The sequence below is a fragment of the Collinsella sp. i06-0019-1H4 genome, from assembly GCF_042849575.1.
Lineage (GTDB): Bacteria > Actinomycetota > Coriobacteriia > Coriobacteriales > Coriobacteriaceae > Collinsella.
This window is the reverse complement of the sequence record NZ_BAABYB010000001.1, coordinates 585,887-599,660: the sequence shown is the minus strand read 5'-3', so window position 1 is coordinate 599,660 and position 13,774 is coordinate 585,887. Positions and strand designations below refer to the sequence as shown.

Sequence of the window (13,774 nt, the reverse complement as noted above, 5' to 3'; positions counted from 1 at the left end):
TCTACTCTCAGATCAATGCGGCAAAGGGACTGCCCCCTTGTCACATCCTATTCAAACGGTTCAGAAACTCTTCGCAGGCGCGGGAACGCAGGCGATATTTTTTCCATACCAGATACGACGCAATGGTAAGCGGCGGCTCAAATGGGACAAAACGCAGATCGCTGTCTTCATCTATCTGCAGCAAGCTTCCAATGCTAACCGCACACGCAGCGCCCGAACGCACCAGATGCGACGCGTTGCCGATCAGGTCGAAATGCCCCACGATGTTGAGTTCATCGACGCTAAGGACGCCACTCGACCACGCTTCTAGGTCCAGCGCTCGATTCGAGGTGCGCGAACTCACCAGCAGCGGCATATTCGCCACGTCCGCAGGCGCCAGCACGTCCCGGCCGCCCCATGGACCGCTCGCGGCAACAACAGCACCGACTCGATCCGCCTCGGGCATACGAATCCATTCGTATTTCTCGACGTTAACGGGCTCCAGCAACAACGCAAAGTCGAGCAGGCCACGCTCCAAACGCTCCTCCACCGCATCGGCATTACCGGTGTAGAGCTCAATCGTCACTCCGGGATAATTCCGATGCAGCTCTGCAAAGGCATCAAGCACCAGCCGCATCGATTTGGTTTCGCCGGCGCCAATGCGGATAACGCCCGCAATGCCGAGCTCCCGATCCGCCAACTCTAGCTCGGTCTGTTCCACCAGCAAGACAATCTCCTCGGCACGCTGGCGCAAGCGCATGCCATCGCTCGTGAGCACGCACGATCGATTGGTGCGCTCGAACAGCTCCACGCCCAGCTCGCGTTCCAAATCGGCTATCTGGCGCGAGAGCGTGGGCTGCGTCACATGTAGCACGTTAGCAGCTTCGGTCATGTTTTCCTCGCGGGCCACAGCAAGAAAATAACGCAGCGTTCGCAGCTCCATGCTTGCTCCTTCGTGCACAACGGAGAACCTCATTCGGTCCAATTCGTTTCACATACATAATCCGTATATCTAGCTAGTTGCTATAGGCAATATACATTATCAAATCTCGAAACTATCGTTACAGAAGAGAACCATCGAGAAAGGAAGCGCATGGAATACATCACGCTCAATAACGGCATCAAAATCCCCCAGCTAGGACTTGGCACGTATCTGCTTAAACCCGACGATGCCCAATCGTCGGTTACCTCCGCACTCGGCATGGGGTATGAGCTCATCGACACTGCCAATGCATACGTGAATGAGCGAGCAGTGGGTCGTGGCGTGCGCGAATCAGACTCGCCGCACGAAAACGTGTTTCTCGAAACCAAGCTCTGGCCCTATTTTTACAATAGCGACACCGCCGTCGACGAAACGCTCGAGCGTCTGAACACACCTTACATCGACCTCATGATTCTGCACCAACCCGCAGGCGACTACTTGGCGGGCTATGAGAAGCTTGAGATCGCGTACAAGGAAGGTAAGCTCCGCTCCATCGGAATCTCCAATTTCGACGAGAACGAAATCGAGAAGCTTCTCGCAAATTGCGAGATCGTTCCATCCCTTATTCAGGTCGAGTGCCATCCGTATTTCCCGCAGACCGAACTGAAGAAGTTGCTCGCCCAGCACGACATTGCATTGCAGGCGTGGTACCCGCTCGGCGGGCGCGGTAACAGCAGCATCATGAACGAGCCCGTCGTGCGCGACCTCGCTGTCAAGTATGGCAAAACGCCTGCTCAAATCATTATGCGTTGGCATATCCAAGAGGGAAATATCGTCATTCCAGGCTCCAAGAATCCGACGCACATCGCCGACAACATCGATGTCTTCGACTTCGAGCTCACGGACAGCGACATGACCGCCATGGCTACCCTCGATCGCGGGAAACCCTTCTATGAGCGCACGCCCGAGAAGCTTGCGCAATATGCCGCCTGGCACCCCGACGTTGAGAGCCAGAAATAGGAGCATCATGCAGTACACAACCCTTGGCCATTCCGGCATTAAAGTCTCTAAACTCTGCCTGGGAGGCATGAGCTTTGGCGAGCCCAGCCCCGACTTTCATCAGTGGACCATCGGACCCGACGACACACGCGCCGTCATCAAACGCGCACTCGACACCGGAATCAACTTTATCGATACCGCGAACTGCTACAGCTTTGGCACGAGCGAAGAGTACATTTGCGCCGCCCTGCGCAATCTGGGAATCGCTCGCGAGAGCGTCGTGCTGGCTAGCAAGGTTCACTTCAACGAAGGCGGCCTTTCCGCCGACGCCATCAAACGCGAGATCGAAGGCTCGCTCAAGCGCTTGGGCACCGATTACCTAGACCTCTACATCATTCACCGCTTCGATTACGACGTTCCCATGGAAGAGACCATGGAAGCGCTCGATGATCTGGTGCGCGAGGGCAAGGTTCGCGCGCTCGGCGCCAGCGCTATGTATGCTTACCAGCTGCACAACCTGCAGATCGTCGCGCGCGACCACGGATGGGCGCCCTTTACGAGCATGCAGTGCCACTACAACCTGCTGTACCGAGAGGACGAGCGGGAGATGATTCCGGTGTGCCGCCAGTTTGACATGGCCCTTACGCCATACAGCCCCCTGGCGTCGGGACACCTCTGCCGCCCCACGTGGGAAAGCTCGAGCACACGTGGCACCACCGACACGACCATGGCCAACAAGTACGACCATGATCGCGCCATCGACATGCCCGTCATTGAGCGCGTGGCCAAGATTGCCGCCGATCATGACGTGCCGATGGCGCAGATTGCGCTGGCATGGCACTGGGCACGTGGCGTCGAGGCCCCCATCGTGGGCTGCTCCAAGCCCGAGCGCGTCGACGACGCCGTGGCCGCGCTCGACATAACGCTCTCCCCCGCCGAGATCGAGTTCCTCGAAGAGCTCTATCAACCGCACGCGCTCGTTGGTCCCAAGGCCCGTCCCGGTGAAAAGCCGCTTGCCGGCACTACCAAAGTCAAAATCGCAAAGTGACGACATGAACGACAACATCATCAACGGCCTACACGACGCCGGCTGCAGCGAAGATCTCATCGAGCTGTACAGCTCGGCCGCCAGCGACTGCGCGCGCATTTGCCTACTAAAACGGCATCGCCGCGAATTGCTCAACGACATACACGCGGGGCAACAGAAGCTCGAATGCCTTGACTATCTCATCTATCGGCTACGCAGCGCCTCGACCGGATGCTGTTCAAGCCGCTCAGCATCGCAGCCATGAGGCGTCACTTAATAGCACCTCACCATAAAGCCTAAACCGCAGCAACGAAAGGGACTCCAATGACTAAGACACTTGTGGCATATTTCAGTGCATCGGGAACCACGATGGACGTTGCAAACCACTTGGCTCGCGTGACGGACAGCGACCTGTTCGCCATTGTGCCCGCCAATCCATACACAAGCGCCGACCTTAACTGGCGCGACAAACAGAGCCGCAGCACGCGCGAGGCCGCCGACCCCTCCTGCCGCCCTGCCATAACCTCCAGAGTCGAGCACATCGAAGACTACGACACCATCTTTTTGGGTTTCCCCATCTGGTGGTACGTGGCGCCGGCGATTATCAACACATTCCTTGAGTCTTACGACCTGACGGGCAAAACAATCGTCCTATTTGCCACCTCGGGCGGAAGCGGAATGGGCAAAACGGCGTCGGTCCTTAGGGCAAGCGCTCCAGGCGCAAAAATCGTTGACGGCGGCATTCTCAACAACGCAAGCAACGCCAGCCTCGAGAAGTTCGCGGCAAGGTACCTCTAACGCAACAAAGGCCGACAAATCGGCGGCGCGGCGAGCACGATGAAAGCGGCATCATCGAGTGGATATAGGAGCGCCTGCCCTATTCCAAAGTCGCCACCCTAACCTTTCATCCACTCCAAAACATGTACGTCAACATCCAAAGTCAACATTTTTTGACATCTTTGAATGCTGACGTACAGCTTTTTGTATGGACCGGAGAAGGCGCAAATGGCGAACCCATCGAGCCGTCAAGACACTTTAGCCGCATGACCATGCACTCATCGATGGCAGGATTCCCTATACTGAGTCACATATGACGGTATCGCGCCAAAGGAGAACGCCGTGACCACGTCGCAGATATCCCTGCTCGCGCTCATCTCGGTTGGAGGCATCGGCATCCTGCTTATCGGAATGAGCACGCTCATGAAAGCCGCCGCCCGCAGGAAAGCCAAGGCCTGCACCGCTATGATCATGGGAACGGTCATTGACCACCGCTTTATGGGCGAAGGCAGAATGTATCCCGTTTTGGAGTACACCGTCGACGGCACGCGGTACCACGTGAGAAAACAATTCCGCGGCGTAAAGACCAAAAGCTTGTCGGGACTCCCCGTCCGCACGCAAAGCGCGGCGTACGAAGACGCCAAGGGCTGGTTGCACGTACAGACAGGACCCATCGCACGCCTAGATACTCTCGCAGAGCAGCTTTGGCCCCTCGGCAGCCAAATGACTGTGCACTACAACCCCAGCAGCCCAGACAAGAGCTATGTCGAGCGCCCCATCGTGGGCGACTTTGCCACGCTGATGTTTAACATCGCGGGTATCTTGCTCATCGCGCTGAGTATTTTGCTCTATGTTCTTATCCAGCGCTAGCTCAGACTGATACATCCCGCGCGCCGCGCGCCGTAATGACCGCCACGACTCCAAGGACCAGCTATGGCAACACTCTCCGAACAAGAACGTAAGCGCATCCAGCGATACTGCATTTGCCCCAAGGTTGCCGGCGCGGCGCTTGCCATGGCATTCGTGCTGCCCTTATCGATCATTCCTTTCGAAATGATCGACGACATCGTCTTCCATCACGAAGGCTTCCAAGAGACAGGCATGATGACCGCCTTGGTGCTCACCGCCATCGAGCTCGTTATATTCTGCTACTGCGCTCTCGCCCCGCGCTTTGGCATGCGTGGCAAGCAGTGGAAGGAAATGCAGCGCCGGCTCGCCGTCGAGCAGAGTGAGAAAGACCGCTCGGCACAAATCGCAGGCGTTGTTGGCACGCAGGCCGCCGCGCGCCTGCTCAAGAACAGCGACAACGAGACCGCGCGCAACCTGGGCGGCGCGGCAGAAGTCGCCGCTGCCGCAGGCGCCGTCGCCACCGCGGCAGACGTGCTTGCCGAGAGCTTTGCCAACGCGAAGGCTATGGCAGAGGCCTGTGGCGTGTCTGTCCCCCGTGCAAAGAAGTGGGTCGTCGCGCTTGTGGCGCTGCCCCTCGCGATCGTATGCGGCGCCTATATCCCGCAGCTGGCGCAGGGAAACATCGAGATGCAGGAGAACGCCGCGGCCGCGGCCGAGCAGATCGCCATCGCACGCAAGGCATTAGAGCCCTCATGCGAGTACGTGTCCGCCGATGACCCCTACGAGCGATATCAAGATTACGGCTATCACGTCCGCGGTTATCTGCACGACGGCGACTCCGATACTCAAAAGACCTATACGTACCTGGATTTTGACAACAAGGGAACGCTCACGGAAGTGAGCTACGCGGCAGAGATCGACCCCGACGCGAGCCTCGAGGACAACCTTGCCCGTATCGAGCTCGACCTTGACGCGCTTTCCTCTGTTGTCCAAACCATAGACGTCAAGACCGCAAGCCCCGAGCTCCTAGCACCGCAGAAGCTCCCCGAAGAGTTTAGGCAGGCATTTTTGAACGGCTCACTCTACGAGAGAATCTCTATCAGGACGAGTGACGACCCCGTCAAAACGTATTACTCGTTTGATACCGATCCCGAGGATGAGTTTGACGAATACACCCATCCAAGTATCCGCATCACGCTGATGGGCAAAACAAACTAAAAGGCGCGGGAAGGGTCACCCCCTTCCCGCGCCTTTTCTCGAATGTGACAAAGGGACTGTCCCTTTGTCACATTATTCGGAACGTAGGGCCTCCACGGGGTCTTTCTTGGATGCGCTGCGGGCCGGCAGCAGGCCAGCGACAACCGTCAGCAACACCGAAATCGCGATGAGCACCAGCGCATCCTGCACGGGCAGGCTCATCAGATTGGGGACCTGTTTGACCGCAAGCGCCCAGGCATTGACCGGAAAACTCACGAGCACCACGACGACGATGGCGAAGACGCCAGCAATGAGGCCTTCGATGAAAGTCTCGGCGTTGAACACGTTGGCCACATTGCGCTTCGACGCGCCGATCGCGCGCAGGATACCAATCTCCTTTTTACGTTCCAGTACGCTGATGTAGGTTATGATGCCGATCATGATGGAGCTGACGACCAAGCTGATGCTCACAAATGCGATGAGCACCAAGCTGATGGTGTTCACGATGTCGGTCACCGAACCCATGATGATGCCCATGTAGTCGGTGTACGAGATTGCCTGCTCATCGTGACCAGCGGCCTTGACCTGCTTGTTGTACGCATCGATGTGATCGAGCACGCGCTCCTTGGCCTCAAAGTCACGCGGGAAAATCTTGACCGAGATGGGGTCCGCCTCATCCGCATAGCCCAACGTGGTCAGATTATTGTCGTAGGTGAGCTTTGACGCCTTGGCATAGCTCGTCATGAGCGAGCTCAGGTCCTCGGCGTCCATGTTGAAATGGATGGCGCGAGCAAAGGCACTCGCATCCACACGCATAGCGCTCGCCAAGTTGGCAAAACTCGAAGACATCTGCATCGCCATCTGGCCCATGAGCCCCGCCGCGCCCGCCTTGAGCTGAGCTGACACCGTTGTCGCAATCTGCTCGCTAATTGTCTGCATCACCTGATCCATAGCCTGCTGCAGATACGGAGCCAGCTGCTTTTGCACATAGTCGGTCATCGCCTGCTGCAGGCGCTCGGACAGGGCATCGCCGCCCAGCGCTTTTAGCTGGGCCAGGATTTGCTGGGCCGCGTCATCATTCTCAAGATACGTCGAGAATGCGGCGGCGAGCTTTGATGCGTCCTTAAGATCTTCGGGCGACAGCGCCTTAAACTGATCAGACTGCAAAAAGCCCTCAAACAGCTGGTTGGCAAGCGTTCCCACCTGCTGCATTTGCTCGGGCGTGAGCTCCAGGCCGTCGAAGATGCCCGAGAAATCTGGGGTCGGCGCTTTGGCCATGATGTCACTAAAGTCGATATCCTTACCTACGCCCGAAAGGTCAATATCCAACCCGGACAAGTCAAGACCCGACAGGTCCATACCGCCGGCAGCACCCGAGAGCGCAGACGTATCGAACGAGAACGCGCTCTTCAGTGCCGCCTCGTCCACGCTGAACATGCTACCCAAATCAACGCCTTGCTTGGCCTCGCTCTGCAGCTCGTCGAAGGTTTTGCCCGTAAAGACATCCGTCTCGGGGTGGGCAAGCTGCTCCTGCACAATCTGCGAATCGGCGGCGCGCTTCATAAGCTGGCAAGTCAGCGCATGCGTATAGGCAATGCCCGGAGTCAATGCGCTCGCGTTGGCCGTCTCGTTGGGTCGCACCACGCCCACAATGCGCACGTCAATACCGTCGGCAACCTTGGCGGCCATAAAGTCGGCGTCGCCAGACATGTCGGTCCACATGCCGGTCTCTTCGTTTTTGCGATAGGCATCGGCCGGCGACAACACCTTAAATGTCGTGGACAGCGCATCGTCGTAGGTAAAGTCGGTGCCGGTCTCGGGCGTCTCGACCTTGCCGTCGGCCGTCATGGCGCTGTTGACCAGGTCGTTGAGCTCATCGATATCCAGCGCGCCGATGCTATAGAGCGTATAGTCGCCCACCGTGCCGCGGTCCGAAAGCACCATCACGGCTTCGTTGGCGGACGTGGGCCAATGGCCGGCAACGACATCGTATTGGCTGTCGAGCAGGCTCTGGTCGTCAATCATCTCGTTAAAGACCGAGGTCCCCATGGAATCTATGCTCACCGTTGCCGCCGAGCTTACGCCTCCGCTCATGGCCTCGGTCATAGCGTTGGGAACAAGCCGAACGGGCCTCTCGTCGCCCTTGCTCAAACGATAGACAACCGGCGTCACGCCGTAGCCGTACTGGATAGCGTTGACCTCTTTGTCGATACCGTCGCCGCCACCGTCAAGCCATGCCTTAAAGCTCGTCATATCGTTAGATTTAACGCTTGCGAACATATCCTTTACGGCCGTGACCACGGGAATCTTATCCGTTCCCTTAGCCTTGCCACCGGTAGCGTCATCGGACGAGGCCTCGCCCTTGGATACCTCCTCATCGGTAGCCCCCTGTCCGCCCATCATGGACGACAGGTCGTAATCTTGTTTGGAAATCGTAAGCGGGTAGCTTGAGAGCGTGTCCTCCTCGACCTTTTTGATGTAGCCGTTTACGCCGTTGGAGAGCGCCAGAATCGCTGCGATACCAATAATGCCAATCGAACCTGCGAAGGCAGTCATGGCCGTACGGCCCTTCTTGGTCATGAGGTTTCGGGCAGAAAGCCCCAGCGCCGTCACAAAGCTCATCGAGGTTTTGCGCGTGGGCTTGGCCTCGCGACGCGCGGCCTCGGTAGCATCAAAGGGATCTGAATCGTCGGTGACCTTGCCGTCCGCCAGGCTGACGATGCGCGTGGCGTACTGGTACGCCAGCTCGGGATTGTGCGTGACCATGATGACCAGACGATCGCGCGCAACGTCCTTGAGCAAATCCATAACCTGCACGGATGTCGTTGAGTCCAAGGCGCCGGTCGGCTCGTCAGCCAGCACAATCTCGGGATCGTTGATCAAGGCGCGGGCAATGGCCACGCGCTGCATCTGCCCGCCCGAAAGCTGGTTCGGGCGTTTGTCAACGTGCTCGCCCAGACCAACCGCCTCGAGCGCCTTACACGCACGCTGGCGGCGCTCGGCATGTCCCACGCCCGTGAGTGTAAGCGCCAATTCCACGTTTTCCAAAATGCTCTGATGCGGAATGAGGTTGTAGCTCTGAAACACAAAGCCAATGCGATTGTTTCTGTAGGCATCCCAATCGCGGTCGCTGAAGTCCTTGGTCGAGATGCCATCGATCAGCAGGTCGCCGGAATCGAAATGGTCGAGTCCACCAATGACGTTGAGCATCGTAGTTTTACCCGAGCCCGAAGGACCCAGGATGGCTACAAACTCGTTATCGCGAAAAGACAGGCTTACGCTGTCGAGCGCTACCTGCGTAAACGACTGCGTAACGTACCTTTTGCAAATAACTCTGAGATCCAGCATGGACGGCAACCTCTCCCCCGCCGTTCGCATCCAACGCGTTTGACCTACTCTATCAGCTTTTTTGCCGGTACCAGCAAGGAATGTAACGAACAAAAATGTAACGAACAAAAAACGGGACGGCACGCCGCATGGCGCACCATCCCGCACATAACATCGAAGGTGTGACAAAGGGACTGCCCCTTTGTCACACCTTTGTCGCATTCGAACCTACTGTTCGCTCTTCGCGAGTGCCTGATCGATCAGTTTGTTGAGCGCCTCACGCTGCTCAGCAGAGTTGATACCGCCCATGATCGGCTCTCCCACGATGTTGCCGTTCTGGTCGATCACATAGGTGGTCGGGAACGAGTACAGGTTGGAGGTGAACTTTCCGGCCTCGCTGTCCGACTTAAACCAGATGTTTTTATACGTCACGCCCTTCTTGGAAAGCACGTCCTTGGCATCGGCCACCTCGTCTTTTTTGCCGTCGAGCGTAAAGGAATTAACGCCCACGACCTGGCCGCCCTTCTCGGCAAGCTCCTTGTTGAGCTTCTCCAGATCGCCCAGCTCTCCCACGCACGGCTTGCAGGTGGTAAACCAGAAGTTCATGACGGTGACCTTGTTCTTGGAGAACAGCTCGTCGCTGTTTACATCGTTGCCGTCCAAGTCCTTGCCCTTAAAGCTGGGGAACTTCGTCTCCCCGCTCTCGCCGTTGGTCATGCCTGCGGTCGAGGCATCGACGCTCTCCCCCTCGCCGGGCGTGCTGCCGCATCCGGGGAACTCCTTCTCCAGCGCCATGAGCTTGTCCTCGATCTCCTTGACCTGCTGCGCGCCGGCCTTAAGCGTCTTAAGCTCGTCAGCCGCAAACTGATCCTTGGCGCCCTCGATGGTATCGAGCAAGAAGTCGCCGTAGTTCTTGCCGTCCTCAATCATGGGAGTGTCTTTGTTGGCCGCAAGGAACACCTTTTCCCATAGGGCGTTATCGCTCGCAAAGATCTCGTTTTCCTTTTGCAGCAGCTGCTGGTACAGCTTGGCCGCCTCCTCGGCGCTCGACGGCTTTTGTGCCACAAGCTCGGCAATCTGCGCATCGCCGCTCGTGGCATCCTTCGCGTCGCCCTTGGGGGCAGAGCACGCCGCGAGAGTCAGCGCCAGCACGGGCAGCATCAACAAGGCCGCAATTTTTGACAGTTTCATGGTTCCTCCGTTTATATCGAAACTTATATAGGTACCTATTTGTTTTCGCAGGCCTGCGTGGGCTGCGTGGGCTTGTCGCCCGTCACACCCAGCCCGTAGCGAAAGCTAATAGCATCGACGGGGCACGCGCCCACGCATTTGCCGCAACGAATGCACTCGGCATGGTCGGGCGTACGCGTAACGTCCACGTCCATCAGACACACCTTGGCGCACTTGCCGCACGAAACGCATTTGCACTGGTCAACCTGAATCCCCAACAACGACACCTTGTTCATGAGCGCATAAAACGCACCGAGGGGGCAGATCCATTTGCAGAAGGGGCGGTAGAACAACACGCTCAGCACCGCAACCGCAATGAGAATCGCGAGCTTCCAGGTAAAGAGCTTTCCCAGCGCGGAGCGGATTCCCGTATTCATGATGGACAGCGGAATCGCACCCTCGAGCACGCCCTGTGGGCAGATGTACTTGCAAAAGAACGGGTCGCCCATGCCCACATCGTTGACCACCAAGACAGGCAGCAGCACCACGGCAAACAGCAGCACGGCATACTTGATGTACGTGAGCGGCTTAAGCGTTTTCGTGGAGAACTTTTTGCCGGGAATCTTGTGAAGCAGCTCCTGAAGCCAGCCAAACGGGCACAGAAAGCCGCATACAAAGCGTCCCAGCAGCACGCCGAGCAAAATGAGCGTACCGGTTACGTAGTAGGAAAAGTTGAACTTGGATGAACCTACCACCGACTGGAATGACCCGATGGGGCACGCACCCGATGCCGCGGGGCACGAATAGCAATTAAGCCCAGGTACGCAGACTGTTTTTCCTGCGCCCTGATAGATGCCGCCTTTGGCAAAGTTTGGCAGGTGAATGTTGGTAATTAGCGTCGCCGCCGCCTGAATGAATCCGCGAAATCGGGCCAAAACATGCGACGCAGTGTTTCCTCTTTTATCCAATTCCGATACACTCCAAGCACAGCCTAATCGCTTTGGCCAGCACGGCATCTGCCTCGCCACGCATAACGCCAAAGCACACCATGGCAATTCCGACGATCAACAAAGCGACCTGTACCACGGGTTTTACCGCTTTGAACAACCTGACCACTCCTTTCGTTACGCGACCATTGGACCATATCGGCTATAAAATCCGTGTTAAGCGCGATTTGGAATGTGCAAGGAGACTGTTATGCGTATTTTAATCGTCGAGGACGAGCGGGCGCTGTGTGATGCAATCGCGCGCAGCTTGCGAAACTTGGCGTACAGCGTCGACTGCTGTCACGACGGACAGGAGGCGCTCGACCTACTGGACGTTGAGGCCTTCGACCTCGTGGTACTCGACCTCAACCTTCCCCGTATCGACGGCATGACCGTACTCAGGGAACTTAGGAAAACTGACTGCGAGACCAAAGTGCTGATTCTGTCCGCACGTGGCGAAGTATCCGATAAAGTCGCCGGACTTGATGCCGGCGCCAACGATTACCTCACCAAGCCGTTTCATCTGGACGAGCTTGCGGCAAGGATTCGCAGCCTTACCCTAAGACGCTTTACACAAAGCGACGTAGTTTTAACCTGCGGAAAGCTCAGCTTTGACACCAAGGCGCGCATCGCTTCCGTGGACAGCGAGGCTTTATCTCTTACGCGCAAGGAAACGGGAATCTTGGAATACCTGATGCTTAATCAGGGGCGTCCGGTAAGTCAAGAGGAGCTTATCGAGCACGTTTGGGATAGCAGCGTGAACAGCTTTAGCAACGCAACCCGCGTTCATATCTCGTCACTCCGCAAAAAGCTGCGTGGCGCATTGGGATACGACCCGATTCGCAATCGGATTGGAGAGGGCTACGTTATGGAGGATAGCGAATGAAAAGACTTTCGCTGCAATGGCGCATAACGATTATGACGGCGCTGCTCACGTGCGCAGCGTGCGTGCTGACGAACTGCCTGGTCGGCTATACGGGCATGCGCTACATGGATGCCATCGGCAGTGACATCTCGGCCTTTAACGCAACCGGCGAAGATTCGCCCCAAGCGTTCGATCCAACGAAAGCGACCCTCGATGAAAAGGTCACGATCGTCGTAAACGACGCACAAGAGTCTTTTGGCACGACAACCTGGTGCATCACGGCTGGAATCACACTCCTTGGCGGCGTGCTGGCATACTTTGTGAGCGGCCGTGCACTTAAACCGCTACGGGCTTTTGCAGCCCAGGTTGAACGCGTGCAGCCTGACAATCTAAGCGAAATTAAGCTCAGCAAAGATGTACCCACCGAGCTACAGCGATGCAGCGCCTCATTCAACGACATGATCGCCCGTCTTGGCGAAGGGTTCTCTGCACAGCGCCAGTTTACCGGCAACGCCGCACACGAGCTGCGCACCCCGCTCGCCCTTATGCAGGCACAGATTGAACTATTCATCTCCGAGCACTCCGGTTTGCAACCCGAAACAGCCGAGCTGCTCGACCTGTTACAAGAACAAACCGAGCGAATGTCGCAGATGACCAAGGTATTGCTCGAGATGAGTGAGCTCCGCAGCATTCCTTGCGAGGACGATGTTGAACTTGGCCCCTTGTCCGAAGAGGTCCTCACCGACCTTGCGCCACTTGCCGAAAATAAGGGCATAGCCCTCAATTGTGCTGGAGACGCTTTAGTGATCGGGAGCGACACGCTCCTCTATCGGCTGGTGTTTAACCTGGTCGAAAATGCCATCCGTTACAGCCGCCCCGGCTCGACTGTCAACGTCTCCATCTGCGACAGCGACAGCCACGTACTCCTGCGAGTCAAAGATGAGGGCTCGGGAATACCCAAGCAGTACCGTGATAGCATCTTCCAGCCGTTCTTTCGTCTAGACAAATCCCGCAGCAGGGCATACGGCGGCGCAGGACTCGGACTAGCGCTCGTTTGGGAGATTGCGGCGCTTCACGGTGGCGCTGTAGAGGTCGAAGCAAGTTCCGAGAACGGAACCGTGATGCTCGTGACCCTCTCAAAGGGGGCCACCACGTGATCCGACTGTCCAGGAGTCCCACTCGACATTGTGAAACGCGTCCCAAAACTTGGACATGAGAAATGGGAGGCAGTTCGCATCTATGCCGAGGACGAAGTCCTGGCGGGGATTCAGGATGCGCAGAGGAAGCTTGCGGCAGAAAACCCCGACAGAGTCGTGACCGTCGGCGGCAACTGTATGGTGTCGCCTGCCCTCTTCGATTACCTGCACGGGAAATACGAGAACGTTGGAATCGTCTGGATCTATGCGCATCCGGATGTATCCACGCTGAATGATGGCTACCCCAACGCTCACGCCATGGTACTTGGCAGCCTTTTGGAACAGGGTGCACCGCAACTCGTTTCGCGGATGCGGCATCCGGTGTTTAAGCCGAGCGATGTCCTGCATGTCGGGCTACAGCAGCTCCACGACTATCAGGAAGTTTGCTTAAACAAGCATAGGTGTTGCGGTTTTAGCCGATGTCCTCATGGAGGAAAACGACATGCTGGGTCTGTCTGATTAAAGTCCAACAGTTTCCAT

14 protein-coding genes are annotated in these 13,774 nt (G+C 57.1%); 9 read left to right on the top strand and 5 right to left on the bottom strand.

Annotated features, from left to right (window positions below; all coding sequences use genetic code 11):
• Positions 1-40 precede the first annotated feature (40 nt).
• Entirely contained in the window at positions 41-922 is an 882-nt protein-coding gene (locus ACGHEN_RS02495; protein WP_118081406.1) for a LysR family transcriptional regulator, read from the bottom strand.
• A gap of 150 nt (positions 923-1,072) precedes the next feature.
• Between ACGHEN_RS02495 and ACGHEN_RS02490 the strand changes: the two genes are divergently transcribed.
• From ACGHEN_RS02490 to ACGHEN_RS02465, 6 genes are all read left to right on the top strand, one after another.
• The gene (locus tag ACGHEN_RS02490) at positions 1,073-1,921 is read left to right on the top strand and encodes an aldo/keto reductase (protein WP_390397130.1); all 849 of its coding nucleotides are present in this window, start codon (positions 1,073-1,075) and stop codon (positions 1,919-1,921) included.
• A 7-nt stretch (positions 1,922-1,928) separates the two neighbouring features.
• Positions 1,929-2,948, top strand: a complete 1,020-nt coding sequence (locus tag ACGHEN_RS02485) for an aldo/keto reductase (RefSeq protein WP_373204765.1) — start codon at positions 1,929-1,931, stop codon at positions 2,946-2,948.
• A gap of 4 nt (positions 2,949-2,952) precedes the next feature.
• Positions 2,953-3,192 carry a hypothetical protein gene (locus ACGHEN_RS02480; protein ID WP_373204764.1) on the top strand — a complete coding sequence of 80 codons (240 nt, stop codon included), beginning with the start codon at positions 2,953-2,955 and terminating at the stop codon, positions 3,190-3,192.
• 59 nt (positions 3,193-3,251) lie between these two features.
• The gene (locus tag ACGHEN_RS02475) at positions 3,252-3,725 is read left to right on the top strand and encodes a flavodoxin (RefSeq protein WP_373204763.1); all 474 of its coding nucleotides are present in this window, start codon (positions 3,252-3,254) and stop codon (positions 3,723-3,725) included.
• A 321-nt stretch (positions 3,726-4,046) separates the two neighbouring features.
• A complete protein-coding gene (locus ACGHEN_RS02470) occupies positions 4,047-4,574 on the top strand; it encodes a DUF3592 domain-containing protein (RefSeq protein WP_373204762.1) in 528 nt (175 codons plus the stop codon).
• A gap of 63 nt (positions 4,575-4,637) precedes the next feature.
• The gene (locus tag ACGHEN_RS02465) at positions 4,638-5,771 is read left to right on the top strand and encodes a hypothetical protein (protein WP_373204761.1); all 1,134 of its coding nucleotides are present in this window, start codon (positions 4,638-4,640) and stop codon (positions 5,769-5,771) included.
• A 72-nt stretch (positions 5,772-5,843) separates the two neighbouring features.
• On the opposite strand, the gene ACGHEN_RS02460 is transcribed toward ACGHEN_RS02465, so the two are convergent.
• The 4 genes from ACGHEN_RS02460 to ACGHEN_RS02445 form a co-directional block, all read right to left on the bottom strand.
• Entirely contained in the window at positions 5,844-9,098 is a 3,255-nt protein-coding gene (locus ACGHEN_RS02460; RefSeq protein ID WP_390397127.1) for an ATP-binding cassette domain-containing protein, read from the bottom strand.
• A 207-nt stretch (positions 9,099-9,305) separates the two neighbouring features.
• Positions 9,306-10,268 (bottom strand): redoxin domain-containing protein, encoded by a 963-nt coding sequence (locus ACGHEN_RS02455; RefSeq protein WP_390397125.1) that lies wholly within the window; start codon positions 10,266-10,268, stop codon positions 9,306-9,308.
• 35 nt (positions 10,269-10,303) lie between these two features.
• Positions 10,304-11,263 carry a 4Fe-4S binding protein gene (locus tag ACGHEN_RS02450; protein ID WP_390397123.1) on the bottom strand — a complete coding sequence of 320 codons (960 nt, stop codon included), beginning with the start codon at positions 11,261-11,263 and terminating at the stop codon, positions 10,304-10,306.
• Complete coding sequence (locus ACGHEN_RS02445; protein ID WP_040219972.1) at positions 11,208-11,354, bottom strand: CD1871A family CXXC motif-containing protein; 147 nt, start codon at positions 11,352-11,354, stop codon at positions 11,208-11,210. The genes ACGHEN_RS02450 and ACGHEN_RS02445 overlap by 56 nt, the downstream gene beginning before the upstream one ends.
• A gap of 90 nt (positions 11,355-11,444) precedes the next feature.
• Between ACGHEN_RS02445 and ACGHEN_RS02440 the strand changes: the two genes are divergently transcribed.
• Genes ACGHEN_RS02440 through ACGHEN_RS02430 form a run of 3 tightly spaced genes read left to right on the top strand, consistent with a single transcriptional unit; the run spans position 11,445 to position 13,753 of the window.
• The gene (locus ACGHEN_RS02440; RefSeq protein WP_390397121.1) at positions 11,445-12,119 is read left to right on the top strand and encodes a response regulator transcription factor; all 675 of its coding nucleotides are present in this window, start codon (positions 11,445-11,447) and stop codon (positions 12,117-12,119) included.
• Entirely contained in the window at positions 12,116-13,255 is a 1,140-nt protein-coding gene (locus ACGHEN_RS02435; protein ID WP_390397120.1) for an ATP-binding protein, read from the top strand. Before ACGHEN_RS02440 ends, ACGHEN_RS02435 begins: the two co-directional genes overlap by 4 nt.
• A 30-nt stretch (positions 13,256-13,285) precedes the next feature.
• Positions 13,286-13,753 carry an arginase family protein gene (locus tag ACGHEN_RS02430; RefSeq protein ID WP_390397118.1) on the top strand — a complete coding sequence of 156 codons (468 nt, stop codon included), beginning with the start codon at positions 13,286-13,288 and terminating at the stop codon, positions 13,751-13,753.
• Positions 13,754-13,774: the final 21 nt, after the last annotated feature.

Bases quoted from the DNA above. Each gene is read 5' to 3' on its own strand.
- ACGHEN_RS02460 (WP_390397127.1), bottom strand. From the start codon at position 9,098: ATGCTGGATCTCAGAGTTATTTGCAAAAGGTACGTTACGCAGTCGTTT.
- ACGHEN_RS02485 (WP_373204765.1), top strand. From the start codon at position 1,929: ATGCAGTACACAACCCTTGGCCATTCCGGCATTAAAGTCTCTAAACTC.
- ACGHEN_RS02440 (WP_390397121.1), top strand. From the start codon at position 11,445: ATGCGTATTTTAATCGTCGAGGACGAGCGGGCGCTGTGTGATGCAATC.
- ACGHEN_RS02465 (WP_373204761.1), top strand. From the start codon at position 4,638: ATGGCAACACTCTCCGAACAAGAACGTAAGCGCATCCAGCGATACTGC.
- ACGHEN_RS02435 (WP_390397120.1), top strand. From the start codon at position 12,116: ATGAAAAGACTTTCGCTGCAATGGCGCATAACGATTATGACGGCGCTG.
- ACGHEN_RS02455 (WP_390397125.1), bottom strand. From the start codon at position 10,268: ATGAAACTGTCAAAAATTGCGGCCTTGTTGATGCTGCCCGTGCTGGCG.
- ACGHEN_RS02490 (WP_390397130.1), top strand. From the start codon at position 1,073: ATGGAATACATCACGCTCAATAACGGCATCAAAATCCCCCAGCTAGGA.
- ACGHEN_RS02450 (WP_390397123.1), bottom strand. From the start codon at position 11,263: ATGCCGTGCTGGCCAAAGCGATTAGGCTGTGCTTGGAGTGTATCGGAA.
- ACGHEN_RS02475 (WP_373204763.1), top strand. From the start codon at position 3,252: ATGACTAAGACACTTGTGGCATATTTCAGTGCATCGGGAACCACGATG.
- ACGHEN_RS02495 (WP_118081406.1), bottom strand. From the start codon at position 922: ATGGAGCTGCGAACGCTGCGTTATTTTCTTGCTGTGGCCCGCGAGGAA.
- ACGHEN_RS02480 (WP_373204764.1), top strand. From the start codon at position 2,953: ATGAACGACAACATCATCAACGGCCTACACGACGCCGGCTGCAGCGAA.